Here is a 17,915-nt window from a genome sequence, read left to right on the forward strand (position 1 = left end):
CATGACCTACAAGCACCAGTACACCGACGGCACCACTATCCATTACCCGCTGGGCAAGGTGGTCTGTATCGGCCGCAACTACGCCGAGCACGCCAAGGAGCTGAACAACCCGGTGCCGGCCGAGCCACTGCTGTTCATCAAGGCCGGTAGCTGCACGGTGCCGCTGGACAGTGGCTTCAGCATTCCGACCGACCGCGGCGCGGTGCATTACGAGGCCGAAATCGCCGTGCTGATCGGCAAGCCGCTGTCACGTAAGCCGAACGAGGAGGAAGTACGCGATGCGATTTCCGGCTTCGCCCCGGCGCTGGACCTGACCTTGCGTGACGTGCAGGCCAAGCTGAAGGAAAAGGGCCATCCCTGGGAAATTGCCAAGAGTTTCGACGGTGCCTGTGTGCTGGCACCGTTCGTGCCTGGCGATGCGGTGAGTGATCTGAACGAGATCGGCGTTCGTCTGACGATCAACGGCGAGCTTCGTCAGGACGGCAACAGCAGCCAGATGCTCAATGCCATCCTGCCGCTGCTGCAGCACATTGCCGGCCACTTCAGCCTTCAGCCGGGCGACGTAGTGCTGACCGGTACACCGGTCGGAGTCGGCCCACTGAATCAGGGCGATCAGCTGGTGCTGGAGCTGGTCGGACTGTCTCGCTTCGAGAGTCGCGTGCTCTGAGCGGCCCGGGCCGGGTACGTTTTGGCGTGTCCAGCCTGTCTCCTGCGTATCCTCGCCGTTGAAGGTCATGCTGTAATTAAAGGCCTTCCCTGGGGCTGACCTCCATGCCTGACACCGCTGCTCGATCATCCCGCCTGCGCTTTTTTCTCTACGCCGTGTTGTGTCTCGCCGTTGTGACAGCGATGCTGGCGGGCTGGCTGCTGCATTGGGACGACCAGCTGAAGCTCTACTGGCAGGAGCAATCCATTGACGCCGAGCAGCGCGCCGAGAGTATATGGTTGCCGGACTACGAGCTGGTGCTGCAAACCACCTTGGTCGGCCTGGAGGAAGATGAAACATCAGGGCTGACCTGGAACGCAGCAACCGGCACGCTGTTCACGGTGACCGGTCAGAACCCCCAGCTCGTGGAGTTCTCCCCTGGCGGCGTGGTGCTGCGGCGTATTGCCCTGACCGGATTCTCTGATCCGGAGGCAGTCGAAGCCCTGGATGATGGTCAACTGGGGATCGTTGACGAGCGTCGCCGTCTGGTTGCGGTATTCCGGCTTGCGTCTGGCGTGGAGAGCCTTGATCTCGATGACCTCGCCACCTATGACCTGGGTTTCGATGATGCGGGCAACAAAGGGTTCGAGGGGCTGGCCTGGAACCCGCACACCCGGCGCATGTTATTGGCCAAGGAGCGCGATCCGCAGGGCTTGTTCGAGCTGCCGTTTCCCGGTGAAGACGGCGCGGCTGGCGCACTTGAAACGCTGCCCGATCAGCCATTGCTGGTGCGCGATATCTCTTCGGTGGCCATCGATCCGCGCACCGGTCACACCCTGATGCTTTCCGATGAGTCGCGGCTGTTGGTCGAACTGGACCTGCAGGGCACTCCGCGCAGTTTCATCAGCCTGTTTGACGGCCTTAACGGCTTGGTGGAAGGCATCGATCAGGCCGAAGGCGTGGCAATGGACGGAGAGGGCAACATCTATGTGGTTGCCGAGCCCAACCGCTTCTATGTCTTCAGACGGCACCGGTAGCACGCGACCTGCCAAGCGGGCATCGCCATGGGGCCGGACGGCACGCTCGATCTGGTCAGCGAGCCCAATCTGTTCTATGTGTTTCGCAAAGTCGACTAGCCAACCCGGGAGCTGGCCAGTTGCAACGCCGGAATCAGCGCTTGAGCGTCTGCACGCCGTCTTTGGTACCCAGCAGCAGGACGTCGGCCGGGCGCGCGGCGAACAGGCCATTGGTGACCACGCCGACGATATTGTTGATCTGCGCTTCGAGGTCCGGCGCGAAGCCGATCATCAGGTTGTGCACGTCTAGAATGACGTTGCCGTTGTCGGTCACCACGCCGTCACGGTAGACCGGATCGCCGCCCAGCTTGACCAGTTCGCGCGCGACATGACTGCGAGCCATGGGCATGACCTCGACGGGCAGCGGGAACTCGCCGAGGCGCTCGACCAGCTTGCTGCCATCAGCGATACAGATAAAGGTCCTGGCTACCGCTGCCACGATCTTCTCCCGGGTCAGCGCCGCGCCGCCGCCCTTGATCAGCTCCAGATGGCTGTTGGTTTCGTCCGCGCCGTCTACGTAGAACTCGAGTTCCGACACCGAATTCAGATCGTAAACAGGGATGCCATGACCCTTCAGGCGTTCTGCCGTGGCATCGGAGCTGGCCACCGCACCATCGAAGAAGCCCTTGTGCTTGGCCAGCAGGTCGATGAAGAAGTTGGCGGTGGAACCGGTGCCGACGCCGACGATGCTGCGGTCAGTGAGCTGCGGGACGATGAGGTCGACGGCGGCCTGGGCGACTGCCTGCTTGAGTTGATCTTGGGTCATGGCTTGGGTCCGGGCTTGAGAAGACAAGGGCGAAAGTATAGCGGCGCCTCACCAGTGGGTCTTGTGCATAGGCACTGTACCGATGTTCCCGTCCCGATTGTCAGTGGTCGACGGGTGTCCAGCGGAGTAGACTCGTTGGCCCCGCAATGCCCGCCAAGATAAGCCTGATGCTCGAACAATACGTCAAGAAGATCCTCACCTCGCGCGTCTACGACGTCGCCGTCGAAACCCCGTTGCAGCCCGCACGCCAGCTTTCCGAGCGGCTCGGCAACCAGATTCTGCTCAAGCGCGAGGATCTGCAGCCGGTGTTTTCCTTCAAGATTCGCGGCGCCTACAACAAGCTGGCACAGCTCTCTCCCGAGGAGCTGTCGCGTGGTGTGGTCACCGCCTCGGCCGGCAACCATGCTCAAGGGTTGGCGCTGGCGGCGCGCGAGCTGGGCATCAAGGCCACCATCGTCATGCCGCGCACCACGCCGGAGCTGAAAGTACAAGGCGTGCGCGCCCGCGGCGGCAAGGTCGTCTTGCACGGCGATGCGTTCCCCGAGGCGCTGGCCTACTCGCTGAAACTGGTCGAGGAAAAGGGCTACGTCTACATCCACCCGTACGACGATCCGCATGTGATCGCGGGGCAAGGCACCGTGGCGATGGAAATCCTTCGTCAGCATCAAGGCCGGCTGGATGCAGTGTTCGTCCCGGTGGGCGGCGGCGGATTGATCGCGGGCGTGGCGGCGTACATCAAGTACCTGCGCCCGGAGACCAAGGTCATCGGCGTCGAGCCCGACGACTCCAACTGCCTGCAACAGGCCATGGCCGCTGGCGAACGCGTAGTGCTGTCGCAGGTCGGGCTGTTTGCCGATGGCGTGGCGGTGGCGCAGATAGGTGAGCACTGCTTCAAGGTCTGCAAAGACTACGTGGACGAGGTGATCACCGTCAGCACCGATGAGATCTGCGCAGCGATCAAGGATATCTACGACGATACCCGTTCCATCACCGAGCCGGCCGGGGCGCTGGCGGTGGCCGGAATCAAGCGTTACGTGGAGCGCGACGGCGTTGCCAATCAGGTGTTGGTGGGCATCGACTCGGGTGCCAACGTCAACTTCGACCGGCTGCGCCACGTGGCTGAACGTGCCGAGCTGGGCGAGAAGCGCGAGGCGATCATCGCCGTGACCATTCCCGAGAAACCGGGCAGTTTCAAGGCATTCTGCGAGGCGATCGGCAAGCGCCAGATCACCGAATTCAACTACCGCTACCATCAGAATCGCGAGGCGCACATCTTCGTCGGTGTACAGACCCATCCGGAAAACGACCCGCGCCTGGCGCTCGTCGAAAGCCTGCGCGCGCAGGGCTTCCCGGTACTCGACCTGACCGACAATGAACTGGCCAAGCTGCATACGCGTCACATGGTGGGCGGGCACGCGTCCGGCGTCAGCGACGAGGTGGTGTTTCGCTTCGAGTTTCCTGAGCGGCCCGGCGCGCTGTTCAACTTCCTCAATAATCTGGGCGGGCGCTGGAACATCTCGATGTTCCATTACCGCAACCATGGTGCGGCCGACGGCCGCGTGGTCGCGGGTCTGCAGGTGCCAGCCGAGGACCGTCACCTGCTTCCGGCGGCGCTAGACAAGATCGGCTACCGCTACTGGGACGAAACGGACAACCCGGCCTACCAGCTGTTTCTCGGCTAGCGCCGTGTAGCCGTGGTCGCTGCAAGCAGACGAGCGCCAATCAACTAACCGAACAGAGCTCTGGCGGGAACAATGGAACACTATCAGCTGTTGAACGTCGCACACGCTGCGCTGGCGATCCTCCTGACGCTCGGGCTGATCGCCCACATCGCCATGCTGTGGAAGGCCTGGCGTCGCGCCGATACGGCCGTGCTGCAGCAAAAGCTGCGGCGTACGCGTTTGTTCTCCCTTCCCTTGCTGGCGATTCTGGCGTTGCTGTTGCCGCTGACGGGCTGGTGGCTGGCGCATCTGGCCGGATTTCCGCTGGGCCAGCTGTGGCTGCTGGCCAGTTCGGTGCTGTTTCTCGTGCTGGTACCGCTCGGTCTGCTACTGGGTGGGCGCCTGCGTGCCTGGCAGGGGCTGGGTGATGCGCCTGCACCTGCCAAGCTACCGCGCTTCGCGCTGGTCTACGCTAGTCTGATCCTGCTGATACTCGTTGCGATCATGGGGCTGATGGGAGCCAAGCCGGTCTGATGCGCATCCTGCTGGTGGGTGCCAGCGGCTTCATCGGCATCTGCTGCGGGCGTTGTAGGACGAAGGCCATCAGCTGACCGCGACCTCGCGTTCAGGGCGAGGCGCCAAGCGTCAGAATGCAGGACGCTGATGCACGCGCCCTGTTCGACTTCGCCGCGCAACATGCGGTTTGCGCTGGGCTGGCCGGCCTTCCTCTTCGTCGGGGCCATCTTCTATCTGATGGTCAGCAAGGGCAGCTAGCGCAGGCTGATGATGTCCCAGCCGCGCTGTTGGGCAATCTCGCGCAGGGTTGGATCGGGGTCGACGGCGACGGGATGGCTGACCCGTTCGAGCAGCGGCAGGTCGTTGCGCGAGTCGCTGTAGAAATAGCTGTCGTCGAGGCTCTGGTCGTTTTCCTGCAGCCAGCGCTCGATGCGCGTGACCTTGCCTTCCTGGAAGCAGGGCACGTCGGTGAGACGACCGGTGTAGCGGCCGTCTTGCATCTCGCACTCGGTGGCCAGCAGCGTATCGACGCCCAACCGCGCGGCGATCGGCCCGGTGATGAAACGGTTGGTGGCTGTGATGATCACCACCCGGTCACCGGCCTCATGATGCCGGCGCACCAGTGCTGCGCCCTTGGCCAGCATGATGGGTTCGATGTGGTCACGCATGAATTCGGTGTGCCACTGCTGCAGCTGGGCCATATCGCTGCGGCCCAGCAGTTCCTGACAGAAGTTCTGGTAGGCCTCGACATCCAGCTCCCCGGAGAGGTAGTCCTGGTAGAAGGCATCGTTGCGGGCGCGATACGACTCGGCGTCGACCAGGCCACGCTGGCAGAGAAATTCGCCCCAGGCGTGGTCGCTGTCACCGGCCAGCAGGGTGTTGTCGAGATCGAATAGAGCCAGGCGCACGCTGCGTTCCTCGGATCGATGAAAAGAGGCGAAGCATAGCGGGATTACCCCGCACATGGCACCCGCAAGGCGGTAGTCCGGCGTCCTTGAGCGGTTGATCAATGGCCGCTCAGCGCGCTTTCTGCTTATCGTCGTTTTGTGGAACAATGCCGCGACATGCGTTTGCGAGGTTGTATGCCGTGATCGACTCCGATGGTTTTCGTCCCAACGTCGGCATCATCCTGACCAATGATGCCGGGCAGGTGCTATGGGCCCGACGGATTAATCAGGACGCGTGGCAATTTCCGCAGGGCGGTATCAATCCGCGCGAGACACCCGAAGAGGCGCTGTACCGCGAACTCAACGAAGAAGTGGGGCTTGAGCAGCAGGATGTGAAGATCCTCGCCTGCACACGAGGCTGGTTGCGCTATCGTCTGCCGCAACGCCTGGTGCGTACCCATAGCCAGCCGCTGTGCATCGGCCAGAAACAGAAGTGGTTTCTGCTGCGCCTGACCGGCGCCGAGGATCGGGTGCGTATGGATCTGACTGGTAAGCCCGAATTCGACGGCTGGCGCTGGGTCAGCTACTGGTATCCGCTGGGCCAGGTGGTCACCTTCAAGCGCGAGGTCTATCGTCGCGCCTTAAAAGAACTCGCCCCGCGCCTCCTGGCGCGGGACTGACGGGAGAAAGCCCCTGAGCATGCTCGGCACGCTGCGCAAGATCGTCCAGGAAGTGAATGCCGCCAAGGACCTCAAGGCGGCGTTGGGCATTATCGTGCTGAGAGTTAGAGAAGCCATGGCCAGCCATGTCTGCTCGGTCTACCTGCTCGATCCCGAATCCGGTCGGTTTGTCCTGATGGCCACCGAAGGCTTGAACAAGAAAGCCATCGGCAAGGTCAGTATGGCACCCAACGAGGGCCTGGTCGGTTTGGTCGGAACCCGCGAGGAACCGCTCAATCTCGAACATGCCTCAGAGCACCCGCGCTATCGCTACTTTGCTGAGACCGGTGAAGAGCGCTACGCCTCATTCCTTGGTGCGCCGATCATCCACCATCGGCGCGTGATGGGCGTGCTGGTCATCCAGCAGAAAGAGCAACGGCTGTTCGACGAGGGCGAAGAGGCGTTCCTGGTGACCATGAGCGCGCAGCTCGCCGGCGTCATCGCCCATGCCGAAGCGACCGGCTCGATCCGCGGCCTTGGTCGGCAGGGCAAGGGTATTCAGGAAACTCGCTTCATCGGCATTCCCGGCGCGCCCGGCGCGGCCGTGGGTACGGCCGTGGTTGTCCTACCGCCGGCTGACCTGGACGTGGTGCCGGATAAGGCAATCGATAATATTCCCGCCGAACTCGAGCTGTTCGAGACCGCGCTCGAGGCCGTGCGTGCCGACATGCGTGCCCTGTCGGAGAAGCTCGCTACGCAGATGCGCAAGGAAGAACGGGCGCTGTTCGACGTCTACCTGATGATGCTCGACGACTCCGCCCTTGGCGGCGAGGTATCGAAGGTCATCCGTACCGGCCAGTGGGCTCAGGGCGCTTTACGCCAGGTGGTCAGCGATCACGTCGGGCGCTTCGAGATGATGGACGACGCCTATCTGCGCGAGCGTGCTTCGGACGTCAAGGATATTGGTCGTCGCCTGCTCGGTTACCTGCAGCAGGCTCGCCAGCAGACCCTGACTTATCCAGACCACACCATTCTGGTCAGCGAGGAGCTGTCGCCCTCCATGCTCGGCGAGGTGCCGGAAGGCAAGCTGGCCGGGATGATCTCGGTGCTCGGTTCGAGCAACTCCCACGTGGCGATCCTGGCGCGCGCCATGGGCATTCCGACGGTGATGGGCGCGGTCGATCTGCCGTATTCGAAAGTCGATGGCATCGAGCTGATCATCGACGGTACGCGCGGCGAGATCATCACCAATCCGGCCAAGGTGCTGCGTGAGCAATACTTGGTCCTGGCCGAACAAGAGCGCCAGCTCTCCGAGGGTCTGGATATCCTCCGCGAGTTGCCCTGCGAAACCACCGATGGCGTGCGTATTCCGCTGTGGGTCAACACGGGTCTGCTGGCCGATGTGGTGCGGGCGCAGGAGCGCGGTGCCGAAGGCGTCGGTCTGTATCGCACCGAAGTGCCCTTCATGATCAAGGAGCGCTTCCCCAGCGAGAAGGAGCAGATGGCGATCTATCGCGAACAACTGCAGGCCTTCCATCCGCTGCCGGTGACCATGCGCAGCCTGGACATTGGCGGCGACAAGAGCCTGCCGTATTTCCCGATCAAGGAGGAAAACCCCTTCCTTGGCTGGCGCGGCATCCGCGTCACCCTGGATCATCCCGAAATCTTCCTGTTGCAGACCCGCGCCATGCTCAAGGCCAGTGCTGGGCTGAACAACCTGCGCATCCTCCTGCCGATGATCTCCGGCACTCGCGAGCTGGAAGAAGCTTTGCATCTGATCCATCGCGCCTGGGGCGAGGTGCGGGATGAAGGCACCGACGTCGAGATGCCGCCGGTAGGCGTGATGATCGAGGTGCCGGCAGCGGTCTATCTGACCCGCGAACTGGCGCGTCAGGTGGATTTTCTTTCGGTGGGTTCGAACGACCTGACCCAGTACCTGCTGGCGGTCGATCGCAATAATCCGCGTGTGGCCGATCTCTACGACTACCTGCACCCGGCGGTTCTTGAGGCACTGCAACGCGTCGTCCGCGAGGCGCACGACGAAGGCAAACCGGTGAGTATCTGCGGTGAGATGGCCGGTGATCCCGGTGCAGCCATTCTGTTGTTGGCGATGGGTTTCGACAGCCTGTCGATGAACGCTACCAACCTGCCGAAGGTGAAGTGGATGCTGCGCCAGATCAGCTCGACCATGGCGCGCGAGCTGCTGACCAAGGTGATGGTGATGGATAGTCCGCAGGTGATTCATGCCACCGTGCAGCTGACCCTGCGCAACCTCGGGCTGGATCGGATGGTCAACCCGTCGGCGGCGCTCTAGCCCAACGTCGACTGCTGGCTGAACGGCGGCAGGCTGATGCGGCTGTCGCCCAGCGCGCCAGCCGGGCCGAAGCGGCGCTCGACAATCTCTGTCGAGCCATCAGCACGACGGATCAGCGCGGTGCTGGCGCGGGTTCCGTAGTCGGCGCTTGCAATAAACGCGCTCGACAGTCGCTTTTCCCATTCATGGGGCACGCCAGTATCGGGCAGCTCGTCATCCGCTGCGGGTTGCGGGTCGCTCAACAGTTGCAGCAGCATCTCCGCTTCCGGCGCATCGATACAACTATGCAACGCGGCGCGGGTGCGCAGGAGTTTCGGCCAGGGGCTGTCCAATGCCGCGTTGGACAAGCCGTAGATGCCGGCCGATAGCTGTTCCGGCGTGCCCGTGCTTGAGTTGAGATACCACAGCTCGCATGCATCGGCGACCAGCAGATTGAACCCCGAATAGTGCTCGAGATGGCCGGTCAGCTCGGTCAGATAGGCTTGCGGTGACAACTCACCCCGCAAATAACGCTCGGGAAGCTCACCGCGAGAGCGCGCCCCGGCTGGCGCTCCGGGCGCACGGATATTGGTCAGCGCGGCGAAGCGGCCCGCCGCTCCAACCCCAAGCCAGGTGCCGCCTGCCTGTAGGTCGCGTCCCGCGATGATCTGCGGTGCGTCCTCCCATATCCCCAACGGCAGGCTCGGGCGCGCATGGAATTCGTCACGGTTGGCCGCGACAATCAATGGCAGCGCATGGCTCGGGCGCCAGGCGAATACGATCAGGCACATAGGTCTGCTCAGTTGGAAACTCGAAGCCGGCAGCTTGAAGCCAAGCAGCCCGACTCGGCAACCTGTTCCCGCTTTTCGGCTACCATGCTGCTTTGTTTTTCAGGGTGGTCCGATGGAGTTCGCGCTTTACCTGCTGCTCGGTGGGGTTGCTGGCGTGTTGGCGGGGCTGTTCGGTGTCGGCGGAGGAATGGTCATTGTTCCGGTGCTGGTCTTCAGCTTCACGATGCAGGGTTTCGATCCGCTGGTGTTGACCCACATGGCGGTCGGCACGTCGCTGGCGACGATCATTTTCACCTCACTGAACTCGATCAGAGCCCATCACCACAAGGGCGCCGTGCAATGGCCGGTGGTGCTGTGGATGACCATCGGCATTCTGCTCGGGGCGGTCTTGGGCAGCGTCACCGCGGCGGCGATCCAAGGGCCTATGTTGCAGAAGATCATCGGCGTGTTCGCCATCGCCATGGCGATTCAGATGGCCTTTTCGCTTCAGCCCAAGGCCAGCCGCCGCGTGCCCGGTAAGCCCGGGCTCACGCTGGCGGGTGTGGTGGTGGGCTGGGCATCGGCGATCTTCGGGATCGGTGGTGGTTCCCTGACGGTACCCTTTCTCAGCTGGCGCAGCGTGCCCATTCAGCAAGCGGTCGCGACATCCGCCGCCTGTGGTTTGCCAATCGCCATTGTCGGCGCGTTGAGTTTCGCGGTGGTTGGCTGGCAGGATGTGCATCTGCCGGAATGGAGCCTGGGATTTGTTTACTTGCCGGCGTTGCTCGGCATCGCCATCACCAGCATGTTCTTCGCGCGTATCGGCGCACAGCTGGCACATCGATTATCGGCGCTGATGCTCCGGCGCCTGTTTGCGCTGTTGCTGCTCAGCGTGGGTATCAATTTCTTGATCTGAGGAAACCTGGATGCTGCCTTATCCGCAGATAGACCCTGTGGCCGTTTCGCTAGGCCCGTTGCAAATTCACTGGTACGGCCTGATGTATCTGATCGGCATCGGCGGCGCCTGGCTGCTGGCAATGCGCCGGCTGCACCGCTTCGATCCGAGCTGGGACAAGGACAAACTCTCCGATCTGGTGTTCTGGGTCGCCATGGGCGTGATCATCGGTGGGCGGTTGGGTTACGTGCTGTTCTACGATCTGGCGTCCTACCTCAACGACCCGACCCTGATTTTTCAAGTGTGGAAGGGCGGCATGTCGTTCCACGGCGGCCTCATCGGCGTGCTGCTATGCAGCTGGATCTTTGCGCGGCGCAACGGCAAGAAATTCTTCGAGCTGATGGACTTCATCGCGCCCCTCGTGCCCATCGGCCTGGGTGCCGGGCGCATCGGCAACTTCATCAATGCCGAGCTGTGGGGTAAGGCGACGGACGTGCCTTGGGCCATGGTGTTTCCCACTGATCCACAGCAACTGGCGCGCCATCCCTCGCAGCTCTACCAGTTCGCGCTGGAAGGCGTGGCGCTGTTCATCATTCTCTGGCTCTATTCGAGCAAGCCGCGGCCGACTATGGCGGTATCCGGGCTGTTCGCGGTCTGCTACGGCATCTTCCGTTTCATCGTCGAGTTCGTCCGCGTCCCGGATGCCCAGCTTGGTTATCTGGCCTTCGACTGGCTGACCATGGGTCAGGTGCTGAGCGTACCCATGGTGTTGCTCGGTGTTGGGATGATGGCTTGGGCCTACCATCGTGAACCTGCCAAGGCCGCTGTCTGAGTTGAAACCGCCCGGCTTCGTCGCCAAGCGCGAGACAAGTCGGGCGCCGGCTCTTACTATTCGCAGGTTTCTTTTCACCGCGCCTCGGCGCCCGCTTCGAGCCCATCGATGAAACAGTATCTCGACCTGATGCGCCATGTGCGCGAGAACGGCACCTTCAAAAGCGACCGCACTGGCACCGGCACCTACAGTGTGTTCGGCCATCAGATGCGCTTCGACCTGGCTGATGGTTTCCCGCTGGTGACCACCAAAAAGTGTCATCTGAAATCCATCATTCACGAGCTGCTGTGGTTCCTGCAGGGCGATACCAACGTCCGCTATCTGCAGGAAAACGGCGTGCGCATCTGGGACGAGTGGGCCGACGAGAACGGCGAGCTCGGGCCGGTCTACGGCTATCAGTGGCGCAACTGGCCGGCACCGAACGGTGAGTCGGTCGACCAGATCGCCAAGCTGATCGAGATGATCAAGACCAATCCGGACTCTCGCCGGCTGATCGTGTCGGCGTGGAACCCCGCCCTGGTGGACCAGATGGCGCTGCCGCCGTGCCACGCGCTGTTCCAATTCTACGTTGCCGACGGCAAGCTCAGCTGCCAGCTGTACCAGCGTTCAGCCGACATTTTCCTCGGTGTGCCTTTCAACATCGCCAGCTATGCATTGTTGACGTTGATGGTCGCGCAGGTCTGCGATCTGCAACCGGGCGAGTTCATCTGGAGTGGCGGCGATTGCCACCTGTATGCCAACCATCTGGAACAGGCCGACTTGCAGCTGACCCGCGAGCCGCTGCCACTGCCGACGATGAAGCTCAATCCCGCTGTGAAGGATCTGTTCGCCTTCCGCTTCGAGGATTTCGAACTGGTGGGGTATGAAGCGCACCCGCACATCAAGGCATCCGTCGCCGTCTGAGTGGAGCGTTGGTCGTTTTTTTCCTGTGCATCGCCTGATAGTCATATTTGCCGTATAGACTCGACCGCCCAGGGATTTTTGAGGGCTGTGACATGCGCAGGGTTGTGTTCAATCAGAAGGGTGGGGTCGGCAAGTCCAGCATCGCCTGTAACCTCGCCGCGGTGAGTGCGGCACAGGGCTACCGGACACTGTTGGTCGACCTCGATGCGCAGGCCAATTCCAGCCATTACCTCACCGGTCTCACGGGCGATGACCTGCCCACCGGTATCGCCGATTTTTTCAAGCAGGTGCTGGCCGGCGGTGCGGCGGGCAAGAAGGCGCGGCCACCGATCACCGAAACGCGCTTCGAAAACCTGTACCTGATCAGCGCCACCGCCGAGTTGGCCGATCTGCAACCCAAGCTCGAAGCCAGGCACAAGATCAACAAGCTGCGAAAATTGCTGGAAAGCCTCTCTGAAGAATACGAGCGGATCTATCTGGACACGCCGCCGGCGCTTAATTTCTTTACCGTCTCTGCATTGATTGCGGCGGACCGCTGCCTGATTCCGTTCGACTGCGACAGCTTTTCCCGCCAGGCGCTGTACAGCCTGCTGGAAGAGATCGAGGAGTTGCAGGAAGACCACAACGATGGGCTGGAAGTCGAAGGCATCGTAGTCAACCAGTTCCAGCCGAGGGCGGCGCTACCGCAGCAGATGATCGACGAGCTGCTGGCCGAGGGGCTGCCTGTGTTGCCGGTACACCTGATGAGTTCGGTGCGGATGCGCGAGTCGCATCAGGTCTGCATGCCGCTGATTCATTTCGACCCGAGGCACAAGCTGACGCAACAATTCGTCGCGCTGCATGACCATCTCGAAGGCTTGGCCTGAATCGGATTACTCCGCGCGCGAACGTTCGATCTTGCGCCCCAGGCGTGATGCATAAAGTTCGCCGACGATGCCGCGGCGGAAGATCAGCACGCAGACCATGAAGATGATCCCGGTCACCAGCGTTACCGGCAGCGCCGAGGTCGCAAAGTAGTTGCCCAGCGTGGTCACCAGCGCCGCGCCGAATACCGGGCCCACCAGCGTGCCGATCCCGCCCAGCAGCGTCATCAGCACCACTTCGCCGGACATTTGCCAGCTCACGTCGGTGAGCGTGGCGAACTGGAACACCAGTGCCTTCAGACCGCCTGCCAGGCCAGCCAGGGCTGCCGACATGACGAAGGCGCCCAGCTTGTAGCGGGACACGGAATAGCCGAGGGAGATCGCCCGGCTCTCGTTCTCGCGGATCGACTTGAGGATCATGCCGTAGGGCGAGTTGATGATTCGCCAGATCGCCAACATGCCGAGCAGGAACACCGTCAGCACGAAGAAATACATGTTCAGCGGCTCTTTCAGATCGATCAGGCCGAACAGGTGGCCGCGCGGAATGCCCTGGATGCCGTCTTCACCGTGCGTGAAAGGGGCTTGCAGACAAAAGAAGAAGAACATCTGCGACAACGCCAAGGTAATCATCGTCGAATAGATGCCTTGCCTTCGGATCGCCAGAAAACCGATCACCAACCCGAGGAACGCGGCGCCTACCACGCCGACCAGAACGCCCAACTCCGGCGTCAGCCCCCACTCCTTGACCGCATGGGCGGTGAAATAGGCGGCGCCGCCGAAGAACGCCGCGTGGCCGAACGACAGAATGCCGGTATAGCCCAGGAGCAGATTGAAGGCGCAGGCGAACAGTGCGAAGCACATCACCTTCATCAGGAACACGGGGTAGAAATGCAGGGGCGCCAGGACCAGCCCGACGACACCGATGAGGATCAGGATCGTCTCGACATTCCAGCGCTTTCGCTTTGCTGCGGATATTGCGGTCGTTTGCTGCATGTCAGCCATCCCTTCCCATCAAGCCCGCAGGGCGCACGAGCAGCACAATCGCCATGACCACGAAGATCACGATATTGGATGCCTCGGGGTAGAACACCTTGGTCAGCCCTTCGAGGATTCCGAGCATGTAGCCCGTGATGACTGCTCCCAAGATCGAGCCCATGCCGCCCACCACCACCACGGCGAACACGACGATGATGAGGTTCGAGCCCATTAACGGGCTGACCTGATAGATCGGCGCTGCGAGAATCCCGGCGAGTCCCGCCAGACCGGCGCCCAGCCCGTAGGTAAAGGTCAGCAACAAGGGCACGTTGATGCCGAAAGTGCGTACCAATGTGGGATTCTCGGTGGCGGCCCGCAGGTAGGAGCCGAGTTTGGTCTTCTCGATCAGCAGCCAGGTGCTGAAACAGATCAATAGCGACGCCAGCACGACCCAGGCCCGGTACTTGGGCAGGAACATGAATCCGAGGTTGTAGCCGCCCGACAGCAGGCTCGGCACCGCATAGGGTTGGCCGGACGAGCCGTAGAAGTAGCGAAAGGCGCCTTCCAGCGCGAGCGCCAGGCCGAAGGTGAACAACAGGCCATAAAGGTGATCGAGGTTGTACAGCCGTGATAGCGCAAGCCGCTCCACCACCGCGCCGACCAGACCGACAATCAGCGGTGCCAGAATCAGCGCCGGCCAGTAGCCGATGCCCAGGACCGCCAGCAGCAGATAACCGGCGAAGGCGCCCATCATGTACTGCGCGCCATGGGCGAAGTTGATCACTTTGATCAGGCCGAAAATGATCGCCAGACCGAGACTGAGCATGGCGTAGAAGGAGCCATTGATCAGACCGATCAGTAGCTGCCCGAGAAACGCCTGGATAGGTACGCCGAAGATCTCCGTCATCAGACCCCCAGAGTTTCGTTGAGTATCGTCATGCGATCCGGCAGCTCGCTGACATGGAAGTTATCCACGATCCGCCCGTGGTCAACCAAGTAGAAACGATCCGCGACCTTGCTGGCGAAGCGAAAGTTCTGCTCCACTAGCAGGATGGTCATGCCGCGCTGCTTGAGCGACTGCAGCACGTCTCCGATGCGCTGGACGATCACTGGCGCCAGGCCCTCGGTGGGCTCGTCCAGCAGCAACAGTTTCGTCCCGGTACGCAGTATCCGTGCGATCGCCAGCATCTGCTGCTCGCCGCCCGAAAGCTTGGTTCCGGCGCTGTTGCGGCGCTCCTTGAGGTTTGGGAACAAATCGTAGATCTCGCTCGTGGACATGCCGCCCTTGGCGATGATCGGCGGCAGATTAAGGTTCTCGTCCACCGTCAGGGTGGCAAAGATGCCGCGCTCCTCCGGCACGAAGCCCATCCCTGTATGGGCGGCTCGATGCAGTGGCACGCGCATCATGTCGTGGCCATCGAACTGGATGGTTCCGGTTCGCTTGCGGATGATGCCCATGATCGAGCGCAGTGCCGTGGTCTTGCCTACGCCGTTGCGGCCGAGCAACGTCACGGTCTCGCCTTGATGGACGTCCAGGTCGATGCCATGCAAGGCGTGGCTTTCGCCATACCAGGCATTAAGCTCGCGAACACTCAACAGCGGGGTCGCGTCATTCATCTTCCGTCCCCATATAGGCTTCGCGCACGCGTGCGTCCTGGCTCACACTGCGGTAATCACCGGAGGTGAGGATTTCTCCGCGTTGCAGGACGGTCACCTGATGGCAGAGATCGGCGACGACCTTCAGGTTGTGCTCGACCATCAGCACCGCTCGACTGCGGGCAACTTCGCGGATCAGATCCGAGACGATGCGCACATCTTCGTGGCCCATCCCAGCCATCGGCTCATCGAGCAGCAGTACCTTGGGCTCCAGCGCCAGGGTGGTGGCGATCTCCAGCACCCGCTTGCGGCCGTAGGAAAGGTCTGCGGCCGGGCTGTTGTAGTCATCCTGCAGGCCGACCGATTCGATCAGGGCCATGGCACGATCGTTCAGCTTGTTCAATGAGCGCAGCGGTAGCCAGAATTGTGTGGCCAGTCCGCCGGGCCGCTGCAGCGCCACGCGAACATTCTCCAACACGCTTAGATGCGGAAATACCGCGGATATTTGGAATGACCGCACCAGGCCCATGCGGGCCACCTTGGCCGGGTCGGTGCGGGTGATGTCCTGGTCAAGCAGCCTGATGCTGCCGCTCGAAGGTTGCAGAAACTTGGTCAGGAGATTGAACACCGTCGTCTTGCCCGCGCCGTTGGGCCCGATCAGCGCATGGACGCGGGCATGATGCACGTCCAGATCGACGTTGTTCACCGCCACGAATCCGCCGAAATCTCGGCGCAGCCCGCGCGCCGACAGCACGACGCGCGGCTGCCCATCAGCGTCCGGAGAGGCCGCGGCTTCCCCGGTTGTGACACCCATGCTGGCCATCATGCTTATTGCTTGGCCAGGTCGCAGCCGCTCTCGGCGGGCTTGATATAGGCCTCATCGCCCGGCACCGTGGCGAGGACCTTGTAGTAATCCCAAGGCTCCTTGCTTTCGTCGGGTTTTTTCACTTCCATCAGGTAGACGTCGCTGATCAGGCGGCCGTTGGCGCCGACCTTGCCATTGCGGGCGAAGAGATCGTTCACTGGCATCTCGTGCATCGCCTTGGCAACCGCTTCGGTTTCATCGGTGCCGACCTTGTCGATCGCCTTGAGGTACTGCATCACGCCCGAATAGGTCCCCGCGTGGACCATGTTCGGCATCCGTCCGGTGCGCTCGAAGAAGCGTTTGCCGAATTCGCGGGACTGATCGTCGCGGTCCCAGTAGAAGCTCTCGGTTAGGGTCAGCCCTTGCGCGGCTTCAAGGCCGAGACCATGCACTTCCGAGAGGGTGAAGAGCAGCGCCGCCAGACGTTGACCGCTGGCAACGATGCCGAACTCCGCGGCTTGCTTGATGGCATTGGCGGTATCCATCCCTGCGTTGGCCAGGCCGATGACTTCGGCGCCGGAGGATTGCGCTTGCAAGAGGAACGAGGAGTAGTCGTTGGTCGCCAATGGGTGCCGCACGGCGCCCTTGATCTCGCCGCCCTTGGCTTTGACGAATTCGCTGGTCTGTTCTTCCAGCGAGTAACCGAAGGCATAGTCGGCGGTGAGAAAGTACCAGCTGTCGCCGCCCTGCGACACCAGCGCACCGCCAGTACCGACCGCCAACGCGTGGGTGTCATATGCCCAGTGGAAGCCGTAGGGCGAGCACTGCTTCCCGGTCAGCTCCACCGTGGCGGCGCCGGTGACCAGATCGATTTTCTTCTTCTCCTTGGAGATGCCTTGCACCGCGAGCGCCACGGATGACGTGGTCAGTTCCATGATGGAGTCGACCTGCTCGCGGTCGTACCACTGGCGAGCGATGTTGGAGGCGATATCCGGCTTGTTCTGATGGTCGGCAGTCACGATCTCGATGGGGGCGCCCTGAACCTTGCCGCCGAAGTCCTCGGCCGCCATCTTCGCCGCCTCATAGGACCATTTGCCACCGAAGTCGGCGTAGACACCGGATTGATCGTTGAGGATGCCGATTTTCACTTTGCCATCGGATATTTCCGCAGCAGACGCGGGAATCGCGGCTGCTGCGCTCAGTACTGCCGTTGTAATTGCCAGAAGCTTCATCGCCTATCTCCTTGCAGGGTTGACCGCTTCCAGGGCGGCCCATAGGGGCAACCACGACTGGACGGTTCGGTGGGTAACGGGGTAGAGGGCAGGTGAGACCAGCCCTCGCAGCGATCGGGCGCCGACAGGCGCTGCGGTAACGAATGCGGACGCAATCGGCGATATGTGTCTTAGAAAAAAGTCTTGGGGACGGCAGCAATGGGAATTGCGCCGGAAGAAGGAATCAGTCGTCGTGTCGGGGCACGGATAGTCGCTGGACGCTGGGGCTATGTTCATTCGGCCTGGCATACGACTCTTCTAGTTATTGTTAGAACTAAACGTAGCAGGGGATCGGCCAGACGCAACTGGCCGCTCGGGGATAACGTTCCAGTTTCTGTTTGCCCATTCGGCGCAGCAGGCGAGCTTGACGCGCCCGTCAAGATTGAGCGGGCGCTAAAAAAAACAGGCGTAGCGTTGCTGCTGTGATGAGTCCGCCCGAACAGAACGCACCCTGCTGTTTAGGCTCGGGCATTCCAACTGTGGCGGTGCTTGCCGTAGAGC

The 17,915-nt window shown here is 61.9% G+C and carries 18 protein-coding genes and 1 pseudogene; 11 read left to right on the forward strand and 8 right to left on the reverse strand.

Annotated elements, in window-relative coordinates:
* Position 1: 1 nt before the first annotated feature.
* Together H3028_RS07040 and H3028_RS07045 are read left to right on the forward strand one after the other, a co-directional pair.
* On the forward strand, positions 2-667 hold the full coding sequence (locus H3028_RS07040) for a fumarylacetoacetate hydrolase family protein (protein WP_181296330.1): 666 nt from the start codon (positions 2-4) through the stop codon (positions 665-667).
* A gap of 104 nt (positions 668-771) precedes the next feature.
* Positions 772-1,782, forward strand: a pseudogene (locus H3028_RS07045) (SdiA-regulated domain-containing protein).
* A 34-nt stretch (positions 1,783-1,816) separates the two neighbouring features.
* Here H3028_RS07045 and rpiA read toward each other — a convergent pair.
* On the reverse strand, positions 1,817-2,488 hold the full coding sequence (rpiA, locus tag H3028_RS07055; protein WP_181296332.1) for a ribose-5-phosphate isomerase RpiA: 672 nt from the start codon (positions 2,486-2,488) through the stop codon (positions 1,817-1,819).
* Between the two features lie 167 nt (positions 2,489-2,655).
* Here rpiA and ilvA point away from each other — a divergent pair, with 167 nt between their 5' ends.
* The 3 genes from ilvA to H3028_RS21065 all read left to right on the forward strand — a co-directional run bounded on the left by ilvA (position 2,656) and on the right by H3028_RS21065 (position 4,923).
* Positions 2,656-4,170, forward strand: a complete 1,515-nt coding sequence (ilvA, locus tag H3028_RS07060) for a threonine ammonia-lyase, biosynthetic (RefSeq protein ID WP_258237722.1) — start codon at positions 2,656-2,658, stop codon at positions 4,168-4,170.
* Positions 4,171-4,242: 72 nt separating this feature from the next.
* Positions 4,243-4,683, forward strand: coding sequence for a DUF2269 family protein (locus H3028_RS07065; protein ID WP_181296334.1), 441 nt, complete (start codon positions 4,243-4,245; stop codon positions 4,681-4,683).
* Between the two features lie 129 nt (positions 4,684-4,812).
* Positions 4,813-4,923: a DUF2269 domain-containing protein gene (locus tag H3028_RS21065; protein ID WP_219919961.1), complete on the forward strand. Its 111-nt coding sequence runs from the start codon at positions 4,813-4,815 to the stop codon at positions 4,921-4,923.
* On the opposite strand, the gene H3028_RS07070 is transcribed toward H3028_RS21065, so the two are convergent.
* Positions 4,920-5,573 (reverse strand): HAD family phosphatase, encoded by a 654-nt coding sequence (locus tag H3028_RS07070; protein ID WP_181296335.1) that lies wholly within the window; start codon positions 5,571-5,573, stop codon positions 4,920-4,922. The genes H3028_RS21065 and H3028_RS07070 overlap by 4 nt on opposite strands.
* A gap of 179 nt (positions 5,574-5,752) precedes the next feature.
* Here H3028_RS07070 and H3028_RS07075 point away from each other — a divergent pair, with 179 nt between their 5' ends.
* Both H3028_RS07075 and ptsP read left to right on the forward strand, forming a co-directional pair.
* The gene (locus tag H3028_RS07075) at positions 5,753-6,232 is read left to right on the forward strand and encodes an RNA pyrophosphohydrolase (RefSeq protein ID WP_031310843.1); all 480 of its coding nucleotides are present in this window, start codon (positions 5,753-5,755) and stop codon (positions 6,230-6,232) included.
* Between the two features lie 19 nt (positions 6,233-6,251).
* On the forward strand, positions 6,252-8,525 hold the full coding sequence (gene ptsP, locus H3028_RS07080; protein ID WP_181296336.1) for a phosphoenolpyruvate--protein phosphotransferase: 2,274 nt from the start codon (positions 6,252-6,254) through the stop codon (positions 8,523-8,525).
* On the opposite strand, the gene H3028_RS07085 is transcribed toward ptsP, so the two are convergent.
* Entirely contained in the window at positions 8,522-9,295 is a 774-nt protein-coding gene (locus H3028_RS07085) for an NRDE family protein (RefSeq protein ID WP_181296337.1), read from the reverse strand. The two genes, ptsP and H3028_RS07085, sit on opposite strands and share 4 nt — an antisense overlap.
* 112 nt (positions 9,296-9,407) lie before the next feature.
* Here H3028_RS07085 and H3028_RS07090 point away from each other — a divergent pair, with 112 nt between their 5' ends.
* From H3028_RS07090 to H3028_RS07105, 4 genes are all read left to right on the forward strand, one after another.
* The gene (locus H3028_RS07090) at positions 9,408-10,190 is read left to right on the forward strand and encodes a sulfite exporter TauE/SafE family protein (RefSeq protein ID WP_181296338.1); all 783 of its coding nucleotides are present in this window, start codon (positions 9,408-9,410) and stop codon (positions 10,188-10,190) included.
* Between the two features lie 10 nt (positions 10,191-10,200).
* The gene (lgt, locus tag H3028_RS07095) at positions 10,201-11,001 is read left to right on the forward strand and encodes a prolipoprotein diacylglyceryl transferase (protein ID WP_181296339.1); all 801 of its coding nucleotides are present in this window, start codon (positions 10,201-10,203) and stop codon (positions 10,999-11,001) included.
* A 108-nt stretch (positions 11,002-11,109) separates the two neighbouring features.
* The gene (locus tag H3028_RS07100) at positions 11,110-11,904 is read left to right on the forward strand and encodes a thymidylate synthase (protein WP_181296340.1); all 795 of its coding nucleotides are present in this window, start codon (positions 11,110-11,112) and stop codon (positions 11,902-11,904) included.
* 92 nt (positions 11,905-11,996) lie between these two features.
* Complete coding sequence (locus H3028_RS07105; protein ID WP_181296341.1) at positions 11,997-12,770, forward strand: ParA family protein; 774 nt, start codon at positions 11,997-11,999, stop codon at positions 12,768-12,770.
* Positions 12,771-12,776: 6 nt separating this feature from the next.
* Here the strand turns inward: H3028_RS07105 and H3028_RS07110 are convergent, their stop codons facing one another.
* Genes H3028_RS07110 through H3028_RS07130 form a run of 5 tightly spaced genes read right to left on the reverse strand, consistent with a single transcriptional unit; the run spans position 12,777 to position 17,375 of the window.
* Complete coding sequence (locus tag H3028_RS07110; RefSeq protein ID WP_181296342.1) at positions 12,777-13,760, reverse strand: branched-chain amino acid ABC transporter permease; 984 nt, start codon at positions 13,758-13,760, stop codon at positions 12,777-12,779.
* Between the two features lies 1 nt (position 13,761).
* A complete protein-coding gene (locus H3028_RS07115; RefSeq protein WP_168422366.1) occupies positions 13,762-14,649 on the reverse strand; it encodes a branched-chain amino acid ABC transporter permease in 888 nt (295 codons plus the stop codon).
* Positions 14,649-15,359 carry an ABC transporter ATP-binding protein gene (locus tag H3028_RS07120; protein WP_181296343.1) on the reverse strand — a complete coding sequence of 237 codons (711 nt, stop codon included), beginning with the start codon at positions 15,357-15,359 and terminating at the stop codon, positions 14,649-14,651. The genes H3028_RS07115 and H3028_RS07120 overlap by 1 nt, the downstream gene beginning before the upstream one ends.
* On the reverse strand, positions 15,352-16,152 hold the full coding sequence (locus H3028_RS07125) for an ABC transporter ATP-binding protein (protein WP_181296344.1): 801 nt from the start codon (positions 16,150-16,152) through the stop codon (positions 15,352-15,354). The genes H3028_RS07120 and H3028_RS07125 overlap by 8 nt, the downstream gene beginning before the upstream one ends.
* Positions 16,153-16,166: 14 nt before the next feature.
* On the reverse strand, positions 16,167-17,375 hold the full coding sequence (locus tag H3028_RS07130) for an ABC transporter substrate-binding protein (RefSeq protein ID WP_168422363.1): 1,209 nt from the start codon (positions 17,373-17,375) through the stop codon (positions 16,167-16,169).
* Between the last annotated feature and the right edge of the window lie 540 nt (positions 17,376-17,915).

This window comes from Pseudomonas sp. Q2-TVG4-2, assembly GCF_013620795.1.
In the GTDB taxonomy this organism is placed as follows: domain Bacteria; phylum Pseudomonadota; class Gammaproteobacteria; order Pseudomonadales; family Pseudomonadaceae; genus Stutzerimonas.